The organism is Actomonas aquatica (assembly GCF_019679435.2).
Classification (GTDB): domain Bacteria; phylum Verrucomicrobiota; class Verrucomicrobiia; order Opitutales; family Opitutaceae; genus Actomonas; species Actomonas aquatica.
On the sequence record NZ_CP139781.1, the window covers coordinates 1182576 to 1199333 of the forward strand.

At 64.7% G+C, this 16758-nt stretch carries 9 protein-coding genes; 6 read left to right on the forward strand and 3 right to left on the reverse strand.

Annotation, left to right across the window (positions count from 1 at the left end; genetic code table 11):
- Positions 1-67: 67 nt before the first annotated feature.
- Positions 68-1195, forward strand: a complete 1128-nt coding sequence (locus K1X11_RS04535) for a collagen-binding domain-containing protein (protein ID WP_221031760.1) — start codon at positions 68-70, stop codon at positions 1193-1195.
- On the opposite strand, the gene K1X11_RS04540 is transcribed toward K1X11_RS04535, so the two are convergent.
- Positions 1192-2775 (reverse strand): exosortase/archaeosortase family protein, encoded by a 1584-nt coding sequence (locus K1X11_RS04540; protein ID WP_221031761.1) that lies wholly within the window; start codon positions 2773-2775, stop codon positions 1192-1194. The two genes, K1X11_RS04535 and K1X11_RS04540, sit on opposite strands and share 4 nt — an antisense overlap.
- 187 nt (positions 2776-2962) lie before the next feature.
- On the opposite strand from K1X11_RS04540, the gene K1X11_RS04545 reads away from it, so the two are divergent.
- Both K1X11_RS04545 and K1X11_RS04550 read left to right on the forward strand, forming a co-directional pair.
- The gene (locus K1X11_RS04545; protein ID WP_221031762.1) at positions 2963-4606 is read left to right on the forward strand and encodes a hypothetical protein; all 1644 of its coding nucleotides are present in this window, start codon (positions 2963-2965) and stop codon (positions 4604-4606) included.
- A 107-nt stretch (positions 4607-4713) separates the two neighbouring features.
- Complete coding sequence (locus tag K1X11_RS04550) at positions 4714-5850, forward strand: collagen-binding domain-containing protein (protein ID WP_221031763.1); 1137 nt, start codon at positions 4714-4716, stop codon at positions 5848-5850.
- A 91-nt stretch (positions 5851-5941) separates the two neighbouring features.
- Here K1X11_RS04550 and K1X11_RS04555 read toward each other — a convergent pair whose 3' ends face one another.
- On the reverse strand, positions 5942-7141 hold the full coding sequence (locus K1X11_RS04555; protein ID WP_221031764.1) for a class I SAM-dependent rRNA methyltransferase: 1200 nt from the start codon (positions 7139-7141) through the stop codon (positions 5942-5944).
- A gap of 79 nt (positions 7142-7220) precedes the next feature.
- A complete protein-coding gene (locus tag K1X11_RS04560; protein ID WP_221031765.1) occupies positions 7221-7385 on the reverse strand; it encodes a hypothetical protein in 165 nt (54 codons plus the stop codon).
- Positions 7386-7579: 194 nt separating this feature from the next.
- On the opposite strand from K1X11_RS04560, the gene K1X11_RS04565 reads away from it, so the two are divergent.
- From K1X11_RS04565 to K1X11_RS04575, 3 genes are all read left to right on the forward strand, one after another.
- A complete protein-coding gene (locus K1X11_RS04565; RefSeq protein WP_221031766.1) occupies positions 7580-9217 on the forward strand; it encodes a peptide chain release factor 3 in 1638 nt (545 codons plus the stop codon).
- Positions 9218-9673: 456 nt separating this feature from the next.
- Entirely contained in the window at positions 9674-14155 is a 4482-nt protein-coding gene (locus K1X11_RS04570; RefSeq protein WP_221031767.1) for a YDG domain-containing protein, read from the forward strand.
- A 42-nt stretch (positions 14156-14197) separates the two neighbouring features.
- Complete coding sequence (locus K1X11_RS04575) at positions 14198-16402, forward strand: hypothetical protein (RefSeq protein ID WP_221031768.1); 2205 nt, start codon at positions 14198-14200, stop codon at positions 16400-16402.
- The last annotated feature ends 356 nt before the right edge of the window (positions 16403-16758 follow it).

A 16758-nucleotide genomic window follows, 5' to 3' on the forward strand; every position in this document is an offset into this window, starting at 1 on the left:
CCTGCGTAAAGATGCTCAGCTGCCGCCAATTGACCACCCCCTGCCCGGGCCCAAAATTTTCCTGCTCGTGAAGCCTCTTCGCCGTCCTCTCCAACTCCTGAGCCTCAGCGCCGCTCTCGTTTGCAGTGTCACCGCTCAGGTATCGGTGGACAACGCGGTGTGGACGGTCGACCAGACCATCCGCAACTACGGCCTGATCTCTTTCGGCAACGCCAGCTTCACCAACTACGGCGACACCTGGGGCCCCCTCGCCGTCGGCGGCGACCTCCATCTCGACGGCGGCTCCATCGCCCAGAAATCCTACCTGTTCGGCGCCTCCTCCGACCCCACCCTCTACGTGCAGGGCAACCTCACCATGAACAACTGGGTGCATTTGGAAAATGGATACGCCGCCCTCCCCGGTCTCGAAGGCTCGTTCTCCTGGGACAGCACCCAGCGCCGCCTCAGTGGCAGCAACGGCGTGCTGAGCACCAGCAACACCTCCGACCCACTCGGCGCCGTCGACCCGCGCAACAACCCCGGTCCCACCGACTGGGACTTCGCCACCATTCAGGCCGACCTCGCCCAAGCCTCCGCCGAACTCGCCAGCGCTACCGCCACCGGCCTCATTCAACTCTCCGGCCAAACGCTTTCCTTCAACGCCAATGGTCAGACCGAGGGAGTCGTCGTGTTCAACCTCGATATGAACGACTTCCAGGGCTACATCTACGACGCCAACGGCAACGGTCAGTTCAACCAAAACCAGGAGCGCGTGAGCCAGGTGAAGATCGATGTGCCCGACTCCGTCACCTACGTCATCAACGTGCTCAACGCCACCGGCACCACCATCTTCGACGGCATCAACTTTAATCAGGGCCAGAACAACAACCAGATCCTCTGGAACATCACGCCCGACTCCAACACCTCCCTCGGCGACTCTGTTTCCCTCGGTGGTCAATCCCGCTTCTACGGCTCGATTCTCGCTCCGCTCATCGATCTGTCCAACAGCGCCAACGTCGCGACCGAAGGTCAGGTCATCGCTGCGACCTACAGCCACAATAACGCCGAGCTGCACTACCAGTCTTTCACCACCTTCGTGTCGTTCACCCCGGTGCCCGAACCCCGCACCTGGGCCGCCGCCGGCATCGGGGCCGCCCTGCTCGCCATCGCCCTGCGCCGCCGCCAACGCCGCCCCGCCGTCGCGGAACTTAATTAACGCCCGTCCTGCAGTCGCAGCATCGCGCTCGCCGTGCGGCGCAGCCACGCCGCCGCGTCTGCCGGCGAGACATCGTCCTGCAGCACAAAAACCACCCGGTCTCGATCCGCGTAACGCCGCCCGCGTAGCACGCGGGTCAGCCGCTCGCTGTCCAAACTCGCCCCCACCACCGAGCGTGGCGTCGCCTCCCGACGCGACGCATCCCACACCGCGTTGAACACATACTGGCGCAGCCCATCGACGCGAAACTGATAGGCGTCAAACGCCAGCACGCGTCCCGCCACCTCCAGCTCGATCGGCTCATCCGTGGCAACCAGAGTCGCGCCTATCGCCGGCATACACACGCGCGGGTCGTGCACATTGGTCAACGTGCTTAACCCCGCCGCGTCCTCCTCCCAGCGAAAAAGCATCGCCAGACCCGCGACCCCATTCCACGTGCGCACCGTCGTGAGTTGCGTTGCCGAGCTGCACTGCATCACGGCCAACACGTCCTCCGAGATCGGATGCTCCTCCCAGCCATCGGGTGCCGCCACAAAAGCCCAGTGCTCCGCCCCGTCTTCGGATCCCTCCCGGTCGAACCACAGCCGTATCCCCGATTCCAATACGAGCACCGCCACCGCCGTCGCCACCACCCAACCAACCCGCGTCGAATGCCAAGTCGTGGTCGTGACACTCGCGCCCCGGTCCGCGCCCTCCGCATCATTGCTCCGCGCCAAGCGCAACGCGTAGAGCACGATCGTCAGGAGCGTGGCGATCATCACGGTCACGCCGGCAGGATCGTGCAGATCCGTCGCCGTCTCGCCGCTTTCACTGCCAACCATCCAAGTCAGGAACACAGTGCGCACGACGTTGAAGACCAACGCCGCCAGCATCGCCGCGCCGACCAGACGCAATCGGCGTATCCACCGCAGGCGATGCAGCTCACCAAAAAACCACGCAAACATCCACACCGCCTGCAAGGAGCGCAGGCCGCTGCAGGCGTCCTCCACACCGATCAGTCCCTGTTCCACTTCGATGATGTTGCCACGCACCACCGCCGCCCGCCCTGCCATCGTCACCACCTCTGCCGCCAGTTGCGCGTGCCACTCCGTCAGGGTGTGCACCACCGGCTGCCGCACCACCGAGGGCCACGTGATCGCGGTGAGCATAAAACACACCGGAAAGGCATAGCGCGCCATCGCCACCGCGCCGCCGCGGCGCCACAACCACGCCGCCGTCGTGCCCACGGCCGCCAGCCCCCCGACCCACTGCGCGCGCGGCCACAGTGGATTCACTTCCAGCACCACCACCGCCGCGGCCACCACCGCCGCCCCGCCCAACATCACCACCAAGGCCCACGGATGCGGCCGCTGCGCTTCCGCCACATCCACTTGGCGCAGCCGCGGGGACGCGAGTGCGCGCTGCCATGACAAATACAACGCCAACACCGGCACCGCCCAGCCGTGCGCCACCTCCGGGTCGACCGACCACGCCGCCGACCAGCGCCACAACAGCGGTCCCCACAACAACGCCAGCCATGCAAAATCGGTCCACTGCCACACCGGCGACGCGGTGGGGCACGCCTTGTGCTCGACTGCCATTGGTTGTCTTGAAGCCATTTTGTGCCGACGTCGTTTGCCTAAGAACGCACATCGTCTTCCGCTTACAAGATCCGGTTCCATAATTCCCGGTCCAAAACGTATGGCCCTCGCCGATCACCCACTAGTTCGACGCCTCGCAGAGACGTGGGAAAACCGTTCGTCCGCCGAACGCTTTTCACTTATCGCGATGGGAGCCGCGATCCTCGGTTTGCTGGTGCTGCTCCCCCTGTATACGTTGGCACTAAAACCGGCGTGGCGTCACTACCGCCTCGAGCGAGCGCTGGACCAAGCCGCCACCTTCGATGCCGAACAGGACTACCGCAACCTGCTCCTTTCGCTCTACCGCGCCGCCCAACTCGGCCAGGACGACATCGAGGCCTGGCAACGCATCGCCGGTTACCTTTCCAAAGTCGGCGACGAGCAGGCCATCTCCGCCCGCCAACAGGTCGTCGATCTGGCCCCGGGTAATATGCAAGCCCGACTCGACCTCGCCGCCGACGCCCTGCGCTTTGGCCGCTTGAAGGTGGGACAGGACGCACTCGATCCGGTCGTCCTCAGCGCCGCCGAACTGGACGCCCGCTACCTGCGCCTCGCCAGTTCGATCGCGCTGCACCTCGGCGATATCGAGACCATGAAGGCCCACCTGCGTGAGCTGCTGCGACTGACGCCCGACGACACCCAAGCCGCCCTCGATCTTGCCATCGCCCAAGCGTGGAGCCCCGACGCCACCGAGCGCGCCGCCGGCCGCTCCGCTCTCGATGATCTGCTCGACCAACCCACCGTCCGCGTGCGCGCCGCCCTCGAGTTACTCAAGGATGCCGCCCGCCAACAGGACGGCCCTCGCGCCGCCGCCTTGGTGGAGCGCCTGCTTGCCACCTTCCCTGCTCCGCCGACCACCACCGACCGCCCCGCTGTTCCGCTCGCCCCGCTGGAGGACGTGATCGCCCGCCTCAAATACAGCGCGCAGGACCACGATACCGACGTCGCCGCCCTCGCCGCGTGGTTGTCCAGCGTGCGCCGCTCCGATGAAGCCCTGCGCTGGCTGCAATCGCTAGCACCCGCGCGCATCCATGACAGCGCCATCACCGAGATCTACACCGAGCTCCTGCTCAGCACCGGCCAACTCGGCCTCGCGGTCGACCCGCTGCTCGACGCCACCTTCGGCCCCATATCATCCGACACGCTCCTGCTCGCCACCGGCGCCCAGCGCCTCGCAGTCACCAACCATCCCAACGCCGCCGATGTGGCTTGGACCGAAGCGCTCACCATCGCCAAGACCGCCTCGCACAACGGCGAACTGCGCGTGCTCGCTCGCCTCGCCTCCATTTGGCAACGACCTGCCTGGGGCGAAGCGGCCCTGCAAGCCGTCGTGACCCGCTCCCCGCAAGCCTTCTGGGCCTACGCCGCTCTGCACGACCAATGGGTCGCCGCCGGCAAGACCGAACTCGTCTGGTCGCTGCTCAGTCAGTGGGTGCAACGCGACCCGCACAACATCGACGTCGTCACCGCGTGGCTGCGCCTCGGTTTGGCGCGGCCGGAAACCCAGGGCCGCATTCGCTCCCTCGCCGCCGAACGTCTCGAGGGCCTGCCCGCCAGTCCCCGCACGCTCGCCGCCCAAGCCGCCTGGGCCTGGCTGCGTGAAGACTCGGCCAAAGCCCGGGAACTCCTGCAAGCCGCCGGGCCCGGCGCTCGCCAGAACCCCGACGCCGCCTTCTTCGTCGCCCTCATCGAGCGCCCCGCCCGCCCGCTGGAAAGCCTGCCGGTTCTCCGCCAACTTCAGTTGCTGCCCGAGGAACGAAACCTGCTCACGCAAGGGCTGCCCAAACCCTAACCTCTCGGCCGGCAAATGCGCACTACTACGAAGTCCCTGTTCATCACGATTGCGTAAGGCCCCTCCATTGACCCGACGCAGCTCTTGAATCATAGTAAGGACACAACATGAACCGTCTTTCTTTCCGTTCCTGCTTTTCGGCTGCCTGCCTCCTCGTCGTTGGAGTCTGGGGCACCTCCGCGCTGCATGCGCAGGTGGCAGTGAACAACGCCGTCTACGCCTACGACCAGGCGATGCGGAACTACGGCCTCATCACCTTCGGCGATACCACTCTCTCGAACTACGGTGACACGTGGGGACCGCTCGCCGTCGGCGGCAACCTCACCCTCAACGGCTCCGGCTCCATCGCCCAAAAGCCCGAACTCTTCGGCGTAACCAGCGACCCGACCCTCTACGTCGCCGGCCAGCTCAACCTCACCGGCGACACCCAGCTGCACAGCGGTTACGCGTCCACGCCCAACCTCACCGGCAACTGGTCCTACACCTCCAACCAACGCCGCCTCCAATCTCCCGGCAACGGCCGCCTCTACTCGGCCAACAGCTCCGACCCGCAGGCCGCCTTCGACCCGCGCACCAATCCCACTCCCGCAAACTGGGACTTCGCCAATCTGGAGAACGGCCTCGTCGCCATCTCCCAGACCCTCGCCGCCGCCACGCCGACCGGCAGCATCTCGCTCCAAGGCCAGACGCTCAACTTCAACGCCAACGGTGCCACCAGCGGCGTGGTCGTGTTCAACCTGGACATGAACCTCTTCAATGGCGTGCTCTTCGACGCCAACGGCAACGGCTCGTGGGACCAAAACCAAGAGCGCGTCAGCCAGGTGAAGATCGATGTGCCCACCGACGTGACCTACGTGATCAACGTCCTCAACGCGACCGACAAAACCATCTTCGGCGGCATCAATTTCAACTCCGGCACCAACAACGAACAGCTGCTCTGGAACATCACGCCCGACTCCAACGGCAGCCTCGCCGACTCAGTGAGTTTGGGCGGTGGTGCCCGCTTCTACGGCTCCATCCTCGCCCCCGAGATCAATCTGAGCAACAGCGGCAATGTCGCGCCCGAGGGTCAAATCGTGGCCTCCAGCTACACCCACAACGGCGCCGAGCTGCACTTCAAGCCCTTCGATTCCACCGTCGGATTCACTCCGGTCCCCGAGCCGCGCACCTGGGGCCTCATCACCGTCGCCCTCGCCGGCGCCATGATCTGGCACCAACGCCGCCGCCAAAAGCGCACCGCTTAAACCACGTAGGGTCGGCCTTCAGCCGACCCTTTTTGTTTTAACTCACTAGCCGCGTTGGAGCGCAGCGACAACGTGGTCGCGGGTCGGTCGCTCAATCCACCCGCAGCACGTAGCCGCGCAGGTATTCGCTTTCCGGCATCGTCACCAGCACCGGGTGATCCGCCGGCTGGTGGCAATACTCCACGATGTGCACCCGTCGCCGCGCATCCGCCGCCGCGCCCGCCACTACCTGGCGCAGCTCCGCATCCTGCATGTGGTGCGAACAGGTGTAGGTCGCCAGCAGCCCGCCCGCATTCAGGCTCTGCAACGCGCGCAAATTGAGCTCCTTGTAGCCGCGCATCGCGCCGTCCAAGGCCTTCTTCGACTTCGCAAACGGCGGGGGATCGAGCACGATCACGTCCCACTTCTCGCTCCGGTTGGCACTGAACCAGTCGAATACATTCGCCTCGGCAAACCGACAGGTATCCGCCACGTCATTACGCTCGGCGTTAAGCCGCGCCTGCGCGATGGCATCTCCGGCACTGTCGAGCCCGAGCACTTCGCCTGCCCCGGCCCGCGCCGCCTGCAGCGCAAAGGCACCCTGGTTGCAAAACGCATCCAGCACCCGCGGCTTGCCGCCGCCGCGCCGCGCCAACTCGGCCACCCACGCCGCCACTCGCGCGTGCTGTTCCCGCTGATCCAGATAGAAGCCGGTTTTCTGGCCAGACATGAGATCCAACCAATAATCAAAGCCATCAATCGTCGCCCACCGCGGCTCCCAGTCCCGCCCCGAGCGGGTGCGCACTTCGTGCGGCAATCCTTCAAATCGACGAATGGACGCATCGTCGCGATGGATGACCTCTCGGGCACCGGTGAGCTCGATCAGGATGTCCGCCAAGACGTCCTTCCAGCGCTCGAACGCCAGGGTTTGCACCTGCATCACCAGCGTGTCGCCAAATTGGTCGACCACCACGCCCGGCATGCCATCGGCCTCCGACCAAATGAGCCGGCGGTAGGTCGAACGACTGCCCAGCGCCTCTCGGCGGGTCAGCGCAGCCTGGGCCGCATGGCGCAGGTAACGTTCATTAAGCGGGGCCGGCCCGCCGTCCAAGCGCCGCCAAGCGATCTGCGACTGGCTGTTGTAAATGCCCACGCCCAGGCGTTTGCCGCGTCGATCCCGACACTCGAGAACTTCGCCATCAAATTCAGATCCCGCCAGCTCTGTCAGTTCGTTGCCAAACACCCACGGGTGCCCGAGCAATACACGCCCCTTGGCGTTGGGTTTGAGTTGGAGGAAAGGCAGGTCCGACATGGACGCGCACTATCGCGGCCCCAGCGTCACGGCGGAAGCCCATTTTACGCAACTCGGCGCCCCGATCGGGCGCACCGCCTCACAGCTTCGCCAAGAGCGAATCGGTCGTCGAACGCTCCAACGGGCGTTCGCCGTTATGGAATCCTTGGTCGTCTTCATAACCGACGGGCGCACGACGCACCATCAAGGCGATCAACAGCGCGATCGCGACATAACCGAGGAGGATGAAAGTAATGAGGTTCACGGTTCTAAGGGTTTCCTGCAGACTTTCGGCACGCTGGATTTAAACCTTAAGCCGGAAAGTTACGCATTTAAGTGCTATAACTACGCACCTGCTAACAGGATGTAGGATATAGCCCCTATCCCATCTGGGGGCCTACCCCCAAGGGTCCACTCTTGACGGTCTTACATCGGCACCGGACGCTCGCCGGTTTAGCCATGACGCCCGCCCAGGAAATCGCTCGCCGCCGCACCTTTGCGATCATCTCGCACCCCGACGCCGGTAAAACCACCCTCACCGAGAAGTTTTTGCTCTACGGTAATGCCGTGCATTTGGCGGGTTCCGTCACGGCGCGCAAAAACCAGCGCGCGACCACCTCCGACTGGATGGCGCTCGAGAAACAACGCGGCATTTCCGTCTCCTCCACCGTCCTGCAGTTCGACTACGAGGGCCACGCCGTCAACCTGCTCGACACCCCTGGCCACAAAGACTTTTCCGAAGACACCTATCGCGTGCTCACCGCCGTCGATGCCGCCCTCATGGTCATCGACTCCGCCAAGGGCATCGAGCCGCAGACCCGCAAGCTCTTCGAGGTGTGCCGCCGCCGCGGCGTGCCCATCTTCACTTTCATGAACAAGTGCGATCGGCCGACCCTCGACCCGCTCGCCTTGCTCGACGAATTGGAGTCCGTCCTCGGCCTCGAACCCGTCGCCGTCACTTGGCCGCTCGGCAATGGCCCGTCCTTCAAGGGCGTTTACGACATCCGCCAGAAACACGTGCACCTCTTCGAACGCACGCCCGGCGGCGCTTTCCGCGCCCCTGAAAAAGTCTCCGACCTCAGCGATGAATCCCTCCGCGAGGTCCTCGATCCCGATGCCTACGCCGCTGCGGTGGAACAACTCGAGATGCTCGATGGCGCCGGTCACCAATTCGACCTCGCCGCCGTGCACGCCGGCCAGCAGACCCCCGTGTTCTTTGGTTCGGCCGTGAACAACTTCGGCGTCGAGCTGCTGCTGCAAGGCTTCCTCACCGACTCCATCCCGCCGACCCCGCGTCGCTCCGTTGCGATGCACTCGCCCGGTCTGCCGGCTCCCACCGAAGCCCGCGAGTTGCCCGTCACGCACGAGAAGTTCTCCGGCTTCGTCTTCAAGATTCAGGCCAACATGGACCCGAAGCACCGCGACCGTATCGCCTTCCTGCGCGTGTGCACCGGCAAGTTCCAGCGCGACATGGTCGTCACCCATCAACGCACCGGCAAAAACGTGCGCCTCTCCTCCTCGCACAAACTCTTCGGCCAAGAACGTGAGACCGTCGATGAAGCGTGGCCCGGCGATGTCATTGGCCTCGTCGGTCACGACGCTTTCGGTATCGGCGACACCCTCACCGAAGACCGCACCATCGCCTTCGACGAGATCCCGCGCTTCGCGCCCGAGGTGTTTGCCTGGCTCACCAACCCGACGCCCGCCGACGCCAAAAAATATCGCTCCGGCCTTGAGCAGCTCCTGCTCGAGGGCGTCATGCAGTCCTTCGAGGTGCGCTTCTCTCCGCCCGGCGCGACGCTGTTGGCCGCGGTCGGCCCGCTGCAGTTTGAGGTCGTGCAGGCGCGCTTGGAAAACGAATACAACGCCAAGTCCCGCCTCGCTCCCGCCCCCTTTGAACACCTGCGCTGGATCGAGCCGCACCCGTCGCTCGATTCCCCGGAGACCTTGCTCATGCCCGGCGGCGTCCACCTCGGCACCGACAAGTTCGACCACCCGGTGGTCCTCTTCCCCAACGACTGGACGATGGATTACTTCACCGAGAAAAACCCGGACCTGAAGCTGCACGCCCAACCGATCGAGTTGGCGACCACTTAGGGCGTGCGCCCCTTCGCGCCCCCGCACGCGCGCTATCACCATCGCCTCGCTGCCTCATGAGGCAGCGAGTCACATCGCATATTTGCGCCGAGACTTTATGTATCCCATAATCGGATACACTGATCCGCCGCCCGCCTTAAACTGAGTGCTTTTTCACCCCATAACCATTCATAATTTCGTATCCTAAACATTAATACACTGGACAGCATTTTTCCCATTCGCGCCGCTTTTTCGGCACTTCGCCCCTTTCATTCGATTTCACTACAGTTCCCCCCCATCGGGTCGTAGGTCGCAGGTCTGGATTCATGAAATTCATGGATCTGCAAACGACTGACGACCCCGATGACTCCTTCCCAATTTGCTCGAAACGCAGCAAGCAACGCATCCGCATGGCTCCTGCATTTTTCCAACTTCGGACAACGCGCCTCGGCCGTAACCGCCTTTTTGTTGCTCCTCGTGTTGGGCCTCACAGCGACCGGGCTAGACGCTGAGCAAACCGTCGTTTCCAACTACTCCGGCGCCTCCCTTTTTGTCGTCGATCTCAACACCGGCGAGCGCACCGAGCTATCCTCCGCCACGCTCGGCACCGGCCCAAATTTCAGCTCCCCTTTGGGCACTGCCAAAGGGAGTGACGGTTACCTCTACGTAGCCAGCCGCGGCACCGACTCCATCATCCGGGTCGATCCGGCCACCGGCAACCGCACCACCGTCTCCTCCAGCACCGTCGGCACCGGTCCCTCCTTCAATGATCCGTGGGCTCTGGCCATTGAGGCCGACGGCAGTATCCTGGTTGGCGACCAAGGCAGCGGCTTCAATCTCTACCGCGTCAACCCCACCACCGGCGACCGCTCCTACGTCGCGCAGAACTTTGCCTCTATCACCGGCCTGTGGGTCGAAGACGACGGGAGCATTATCGTCGTCAACATCGGGAATCTGAATTCCGAGAACCCCATCATTCGCGTCGATCCTGCCACGGGCGCCCAAACCACCGTCACCACCCTCGCGCCTTATTTGAACCGCCCCACGGCCTTGGTGGTTCGTCCCAATGGCCACTACCTGGTGACCAACGAAAGAGGGAACAACCTCGTCGATGTCGACCCTGCCACCGGCACCCAAACCCTCGTCTCGGGAGATTCGCTGGGCACCGGTGACTCCTTGAGCTCCTGCTACGCTCTGTCGATCACGAATGCCGGCGACATCTTCGTCGCTTCCTACGGCCGGAACACGATCTATTCGATCGACCCCGCTACCGGCGACCGCACCGCCGTTTCCAGTTCCAGCGTTGGATCCGGGCCCGCCTTCAACGGCTTGCTTTCCATCATGGGCGCCGCCGTCACCTCCGTGGTCGGCCCCAGCAACACCGCCCCCACCGACATCGCTCTGAGCTCGAGCTCCGTGAATCAGTCCAGCGGCACCAACGCCACCGTGGGCACCCTCTCCACCACCGATGCCGACAGCGGCGACAGCCACACTTACACGTTGGTCGCGGGCACTGGCGACACGCACAACGCGTCTTTCAACATCAACAGCGACAGCCTCCGCGCCAATGACGCCTCCGCCCTCGCTGCCGGTTCCTACTCCGTGCGCGTCCAAACCGACGACGGCACCGACACCTACGCCGAGAGCTTCACCATCACCGTGGTCGATGACGTCGCCCCCGCCGCTCCCTCCACGCCCGACCTGAGCAGCGTCTCCGACTCCGGCACCTCCAATTCCGACAACACCACCAACGACACAACTCCCACCCTCACGGGCACCGCCGAAGCCGGCACCACCGTGACGCTCTATGATACCGACGGCACCACGGCCCTCGGCTCCGGGATCGCCACCGGCGGCAATTGGTCCATCACCACCTCGGTCCTCTCCGAGGGAACTCACACCGTCACCGCCAAAAGCTCCGATACCGCCGGCAACACCTCCGTCGCCTCCAGCGGACTCGCCGTGACCATCGACACGACCGCGCCGGCCTTCACCAGCGCAACCACCGCCAACGCCACCTACGGCACCTCCGTCAGCTTCTCAGTCACCGCCTCCGGCAGCCCCACCGCCTTCAGCACCGCCAGCATGCCGTTCGGCCTCGCGCTCAACAGCTCCACCGGCGCCGTAACCGGGTCGCCGTCATCGGCTGGCTCCTCCGCCGCGACCATCACCGTCACCGACCTCGCGGGCAACACCGCCCAACAAACCCTCACCATCGCCGTCGCCCGCAAACCGGTGACGCTCATCGGTCTCGGCGTGGCCGACAAGGTCTACGATGCCACCAACGCTGGCACCTTCAACAGCACGCCACTCGTCGACGGCTCCGTCTTCGGCGACGACGTCTACTTCGATGACACCAGCGCCACGGCCACCTTCGCCTCACCCAACATCGGCTCAGGCATCGCGGTCACCGTCGCGGGCTTCGGTCTCTCCGGCACCGATGCGGGCAACTACGCGCTGAGCCAACCCACCGGTTTCACCGCCAACATCACGGCCAAGCCTCTCACCATCACCGGCGTCACCGCGGAGCACAAAGTCTACGACGGCAACAACACCGCCACCCTCGACGTCAGCGCCGCCTCCCTCGTCGGCGCGATCTCCGGCGACGATGTGAACCTCTACCCGAACGCCGCCACCGGCACCTTCGCTTCCACGTCGGTCGGCACCGGCATCACCGTGACCACCGCCGACTTCCAATTGGCCGGCACCGCCAACGGTAACTACACCCTCACCCAGCCGTCCACCTCCGCCAACATCACCGCGCGGCCGCTCACCGTCACCGGCATCACCGCCCAGTCCAAGGAATACGACGCCACCGATGTCGCCACCTTCGACTTCTCCGGTGCCGCGCTGCAAAACAGCGTATCCGGCGACAACGTGAGCCTCGATTCCAGCTCCGCCTCCGGTGCCTTTGCCAACGCCTCCATCGGCACGGCCAAGACCGTGACCCTCTCCGGCCTCGGCCTCAGCGGCACCACCGCGGGCAACTACACCCTCACCACGCCCACCGGGTTCACCGCCAACATCACCGCCAAAGCGCTCACCATCACCGGCGTCACCGCGGAGCACAAAACCTACGACGGTAACAACACCGCCACGCTCGACGTCAGCGCCGCCTCCCTCGTCGGCGTGATCTCCGGCGACGACGTCTCCCTCTACCCGAACGCCGCCACCGGCAGCTTCGCTTCCACGTCGGTCGGCACCGGCATCACCGTGACCACCGCCGACTTCCAATTGGCTGGCACCGCCAACGGTAACTACACCCTCACCCAGCCGTCCACCTCCGCCAACATCACCGCGCGGCCGCTCACCGTCACCGGCATCACCGCCCAGTCCAAGGAATACGACGCCACCGACGTCGCCACCTTCGACTTCTCCGGCGCCGCGCTGCAAAACAGCGTTTCCGGCGACGACGTGAGCCTCGATTCCAGCTCCGCGGCCGGTGCCTTTGCCAACGCCTCCATCGGCACGACCAAGACCGTGACCCTCTCCGGCCTCGGTCTCAGCGGCACCGCCGCCGGCAACTACACGCTCACCAAGCCCACCGGTTTCACCGCCAACATCACCGCCAAGGCTCTCACCATCACCGGCGTCACCGCGGAGCACAAAACCTACGACGGCAACAACACCGCCACGCTCGACGTCAGCGCCGCCTCCCTCGTCGGCGCGATCTCCGGCGACGATGTGTCCCTCGACACCAACGCCGCCACCGGCACCTTCGCCTCCACGTCGGTCGGCACCGGCATCACCGTGACCACCGCCGACTTCCAATTGGCCGGCACCGCCAGCGGTAACTACACCCTCTCCCAGCCGTCCACCTCCGCCAACATCACCGCCGCCGGCATCACCGTCAGTGGTCTGGTGGCCAACGCCAAGGTCTACGATGCCTCCGTCGATGCCACCATCGACTACAGCGGCATCGCCTACACCGGCATCATTGGCTCCGACGACGTCTCGCTTGACCAAAGCAGCGTCACCGCGACCTTCGCCGACAAAACGATTGGCACCGCCAAACCCGTTTCTCTCACCGGCTCCGCTCTCACCGGTGCCGCCGCCGGCAACTACACCCTCACCATGCCGAGCGACCTGAGCGCCGACATCACTGCGGCGACACTCACGCTCACCGGCCTCGCCGTGGAGACCAAAGCCTACGACGGCACGCGCACCGCGACGCTCGACACTTCGGCCGCTTCGCTCAACGGCGTGCAGGGTTCCGACACGGTGTCGCCGGACTACGCCAACGTCACGCTCACCTTCGACACCGCCACCGCCGGCGTCGACAAACACGTCGCGCGCACCGAGCTCACCCTCACCGGCGCCGATAGCGGAAACTACACGCTCACCGACCCCGATGGTCTCCTCGGCGCCATCACTCCTGTGGCCGTCGTCGTTTCGGCGGAAAATATCAATCGTCCCTACGGCGATCCCAACCCCGCCCTGGTGCCCACCTACACCGGCCTCATCACCGGCGAGGACGCCAGTGTGTTGACCGGCGCTCCTGTGCTCTCGACCGACGCCACCCGCACCAGCGCCATCGGCGATTACACCATCACCGTGGGCCTCGGCACCCTCGACTCGACCAACTACACCTTCTCAGCCGCCAATGCGCAGTTCACCATCGATCCCGGCTATCACTTCGCCGACACCGATCGCGACTACACCATCGGTCTCTCCGAGCTGCTGCGGATGATCGAGCTCTACAACTACCGCGAAGGCTATCGTCGCACCGGCGCCTACCAATCCGACGACACCACCACCGATCGCTACGCCCCCGGCGACGGCGAACGATTGTTACCACACACCGCCGACTCCAACGGCGACGGACAACTCAGCCTCATCGAGCTGACCCGCGTGATCGAACTCTACAACACCCGCGAAGGCGGCACCCGCACGGGCGCCTACCACTACCGCGGCACGACCGAGGACGGCTTTGCCCCGGGCCCCGAGCTCAACCGCTAAGCCCCACCGCCCTGCAACACTTCGTCCCGGAATTCATCCCTCATGAAACGTCTTCTTCTCTCGATCTGCTTCAGCACCTTGTTCGCCGCGGTCGGCTTCGCCAGGTCCGACACCACCCCCACCGCCACGCTCGAGCTCACCGCCGATTCCCCCAACACCTCGACGGGGGGCGGCACGCTGACCTTCACCGCCAGTGCGGCCGACTATCCGACCGATACCACCGCCATTGCCTGGGCGGTCACGATTCCCGCCGGCTGGACCTATTCCGGCGGCGTGGATGAACCGAGCATCACCCCCGCCCCCGGTGATCTCGTGCTGCTGGAATGGGCCTATATCAACATTCCGGATACCGGCGCCATCTTCAGCTTCTCGGTCGATTACCCGGCCGATATTCTCGAAGCCAGCACCATCACCGCACAGGTGGTGCTGCGGGCGTCCTCCGCGACCGACTACGGCCTGCTCGATGTCGACCCGATCACCTTCGAGCCCGCCCCCTATCGCGACCAGACGATCAACTTCCCGGCGATCGCCACTCGCCGCGCCAACGACGACAGCTTCCAACTCGACGCCACCTCGCCGTCCGGCCTGCCCATCACTTACACGGTCGTATCCGGTCCCGCGTTTATCTCCGGGAATACTGTGACCCTCACCGGCGCTCCCGGCGAAGTCGTCATCCGCGCCGAACAAGCCGGCAACCTCTACTACCTCCCCGCCAGCTCCGCCACGCAGACGTTTACCGTCATACCGGCAAGCTCGCTGGTTTACTTTGGTGAGGCCAGTGACGGTGAGGACTTCGCCGCCGAAATTCCAGCCGGCGAGAAAAACGGCACGCTCTTCGGCCGCTTCCGCGCCACCGGCCAATACTTCATCCTCTCCTTCCAAGTCGACTCCAGCGGCAACGTCGTCGTGCTGGATCTGCAGGTGCTCGGTGAACCCACCGCAGACTCCGCCTCACTCGCCTTCAACTCGCTGCGTCGTCGCGCCGCCGGCGATGAGATCGCTCGCGCCGAAACCACCTACACCTTCACCGGCACGCTCAACGGCGGCGTGCTCAACCTGCAGATTGCGGAACTCGGAGTCACCATGACTGCACTGGTCGAACCGGCCGATGGACCCACCGCCGACCTCGCCGGACTCTACGAAGCGTCGTCCCTCAACGCTTCCAACGGCACCACCTCCTCCATCGTCGGCACCACCGGCAAGGTCTACGTGCTGGCAGTGACCCCGAACATCATCACGGGCGGCACCGGTGCGATCGCCACCTCGGGTGCATTTGACTTCAGCACCAACGAGTCCCTGCACATCGTCGGCAGCGTTGATGCGCCCAGCACCACCGTCAGCGGTCACCTCGTCTTCCCGGATGGCGCCGAAGACGACTTCGCCGGATTGGCCACCGACACTCAGCGCACCGATCGTTTGATCAACCTCTCCACCCGCGCTTACGTGAACGGCTCGCCGCTCATCACCGGCTTCGTCATCGGCGGTGATCAACCCAAACGTGTGCTCCTGCGCGCCGTCGGTCCCTCCCTCGCCGACTACTGCATCGACAACCCCGTCGCCGATCCGCGCATCACGCTCTTCGACGCCGCCGGCTCCGAGCTCATGTCCTCCGACACCTGGTCCGATGACGCCAACGCCGCCATGGCCGCGACCGTCACCGGCGCCTTCCCGCTCCCCGAGGGCAGCCTCGACGCCGCTCTCGTCACCGAGCTCGCCCCCGGCGTCTACACCCTGCACGTCAACCACACCGGCGCGGGCGGCATCGCCATCGCCGAAATCTACGACGCGGCCGAGAATCCAAATTCTGAATACCAACGCCTCGTCAACATCTCCTCCCGCGGTGATGTCACCGGCGGCGAAGGCGTGCTCATCGGCGGCTTCATCGTCACCGGCAACAGCCCCAAGCGTGTCCTCGTCCGTGGCATCGGTCCCGGCCTCGCCGCCCAAGGCGTCCCCGGTGTGCTCATGGACCCGCAGGTGAAGGTCTACAACGCCGACCGCCAGGTCGTCGCCGCCAACGACAACTGGCAGAGCGCCACTCCGGTCTTCGCCGGGCAACGCACCGCCACCGCGACCGAGATCACGACGGCCAACACCACCCTCGGCGCCTTCGCCCTCGCGGACGGTGCCGCCGACGCCGGCCTCATCGTCACCCTCGCCCCCGGCGCTTACACCGTCGAGCTGAGCGCCAGCGCCGACGGCGAACAAGGCAACGCCCTCATAGAAATCTACGAACTGCCCGAATAATCCGGACCGCTCTTCCCCCGACCTTTTCTCTTCCTTCAGCCCCGGCCGCCCCGTGCGCGCCGGGGCTTTTTCGCGCCCGTCCCGCACCGTGTTACGTCGCCTTGCTTGATAACGAGCTACCGAACGGGAAATGAAATTTCATTATTTTAAATTCTATGTAATATTACTTTTCCGAATATTAAACATTGCTTGGGCACGCAAGGCGCCTGCACCTTGGTTCACCATCTGCGATTACTGCGCCGGCTGCAGAGGGCGACCCACAAGAGCTTAGGTTCCTATATTTTAAGTAGTTACCCAACTTTCACCCCTCGCGCTGCCTGGTTTTTCGCTTCGGATCTTCCTGCCGGTCGCTTCCT

What these genes read in the sequence shown, in the direction of transcription:
- K1X11_RS04555 (WP_221031764.1), bottom strand. Translation starts at nt 7,141, where the DNA reads ATGTCGGACCTGCCTTTCCTCCAACTCAAACCCAACGCCAAGGGGCGT.
- K1X11_RS04550 (WP_221031763.1), top strand. Translation starts at nt 4,714, where the DNA reads ATGAACCGTCTTTCTTTCCGTTCCTGCTTTTCGGCTGCCTGCCTCCTC.
- K1X11_RS04565 (WP_221031766.1), top strand. Translation starts at nt 7,580, where the DNA reads ATGACGCCCGCCCAGGAAATCGCTCGCCGCCGCACCTTTGCGATCATC.
- K1X11_RS04545 (WP_221031762.1), top strand. Translation starts at nt 2,963, where the DNA reads ATGGGAGCCGCGATCCTCGGTTTGCTGGTGCTGCTCCCCCTGTATACG.
- K1X11_RS04575 (WP_221031768.1), top strand. Translation starts at nt 14,198, where the DNA reads ATGAAACGTCTTCTTCTCTCGATCTGCTTCAGCACCTTGTTCGCCGCG.
- K1X11_RS04540 (WP_221031761.1), bottom strand. Translation starts at nt 2,775, where the DNA reads ATGGCAGTCGAGCACAAGGCGTGCCCCACCGCGTCGCCGGTGTGGCAG.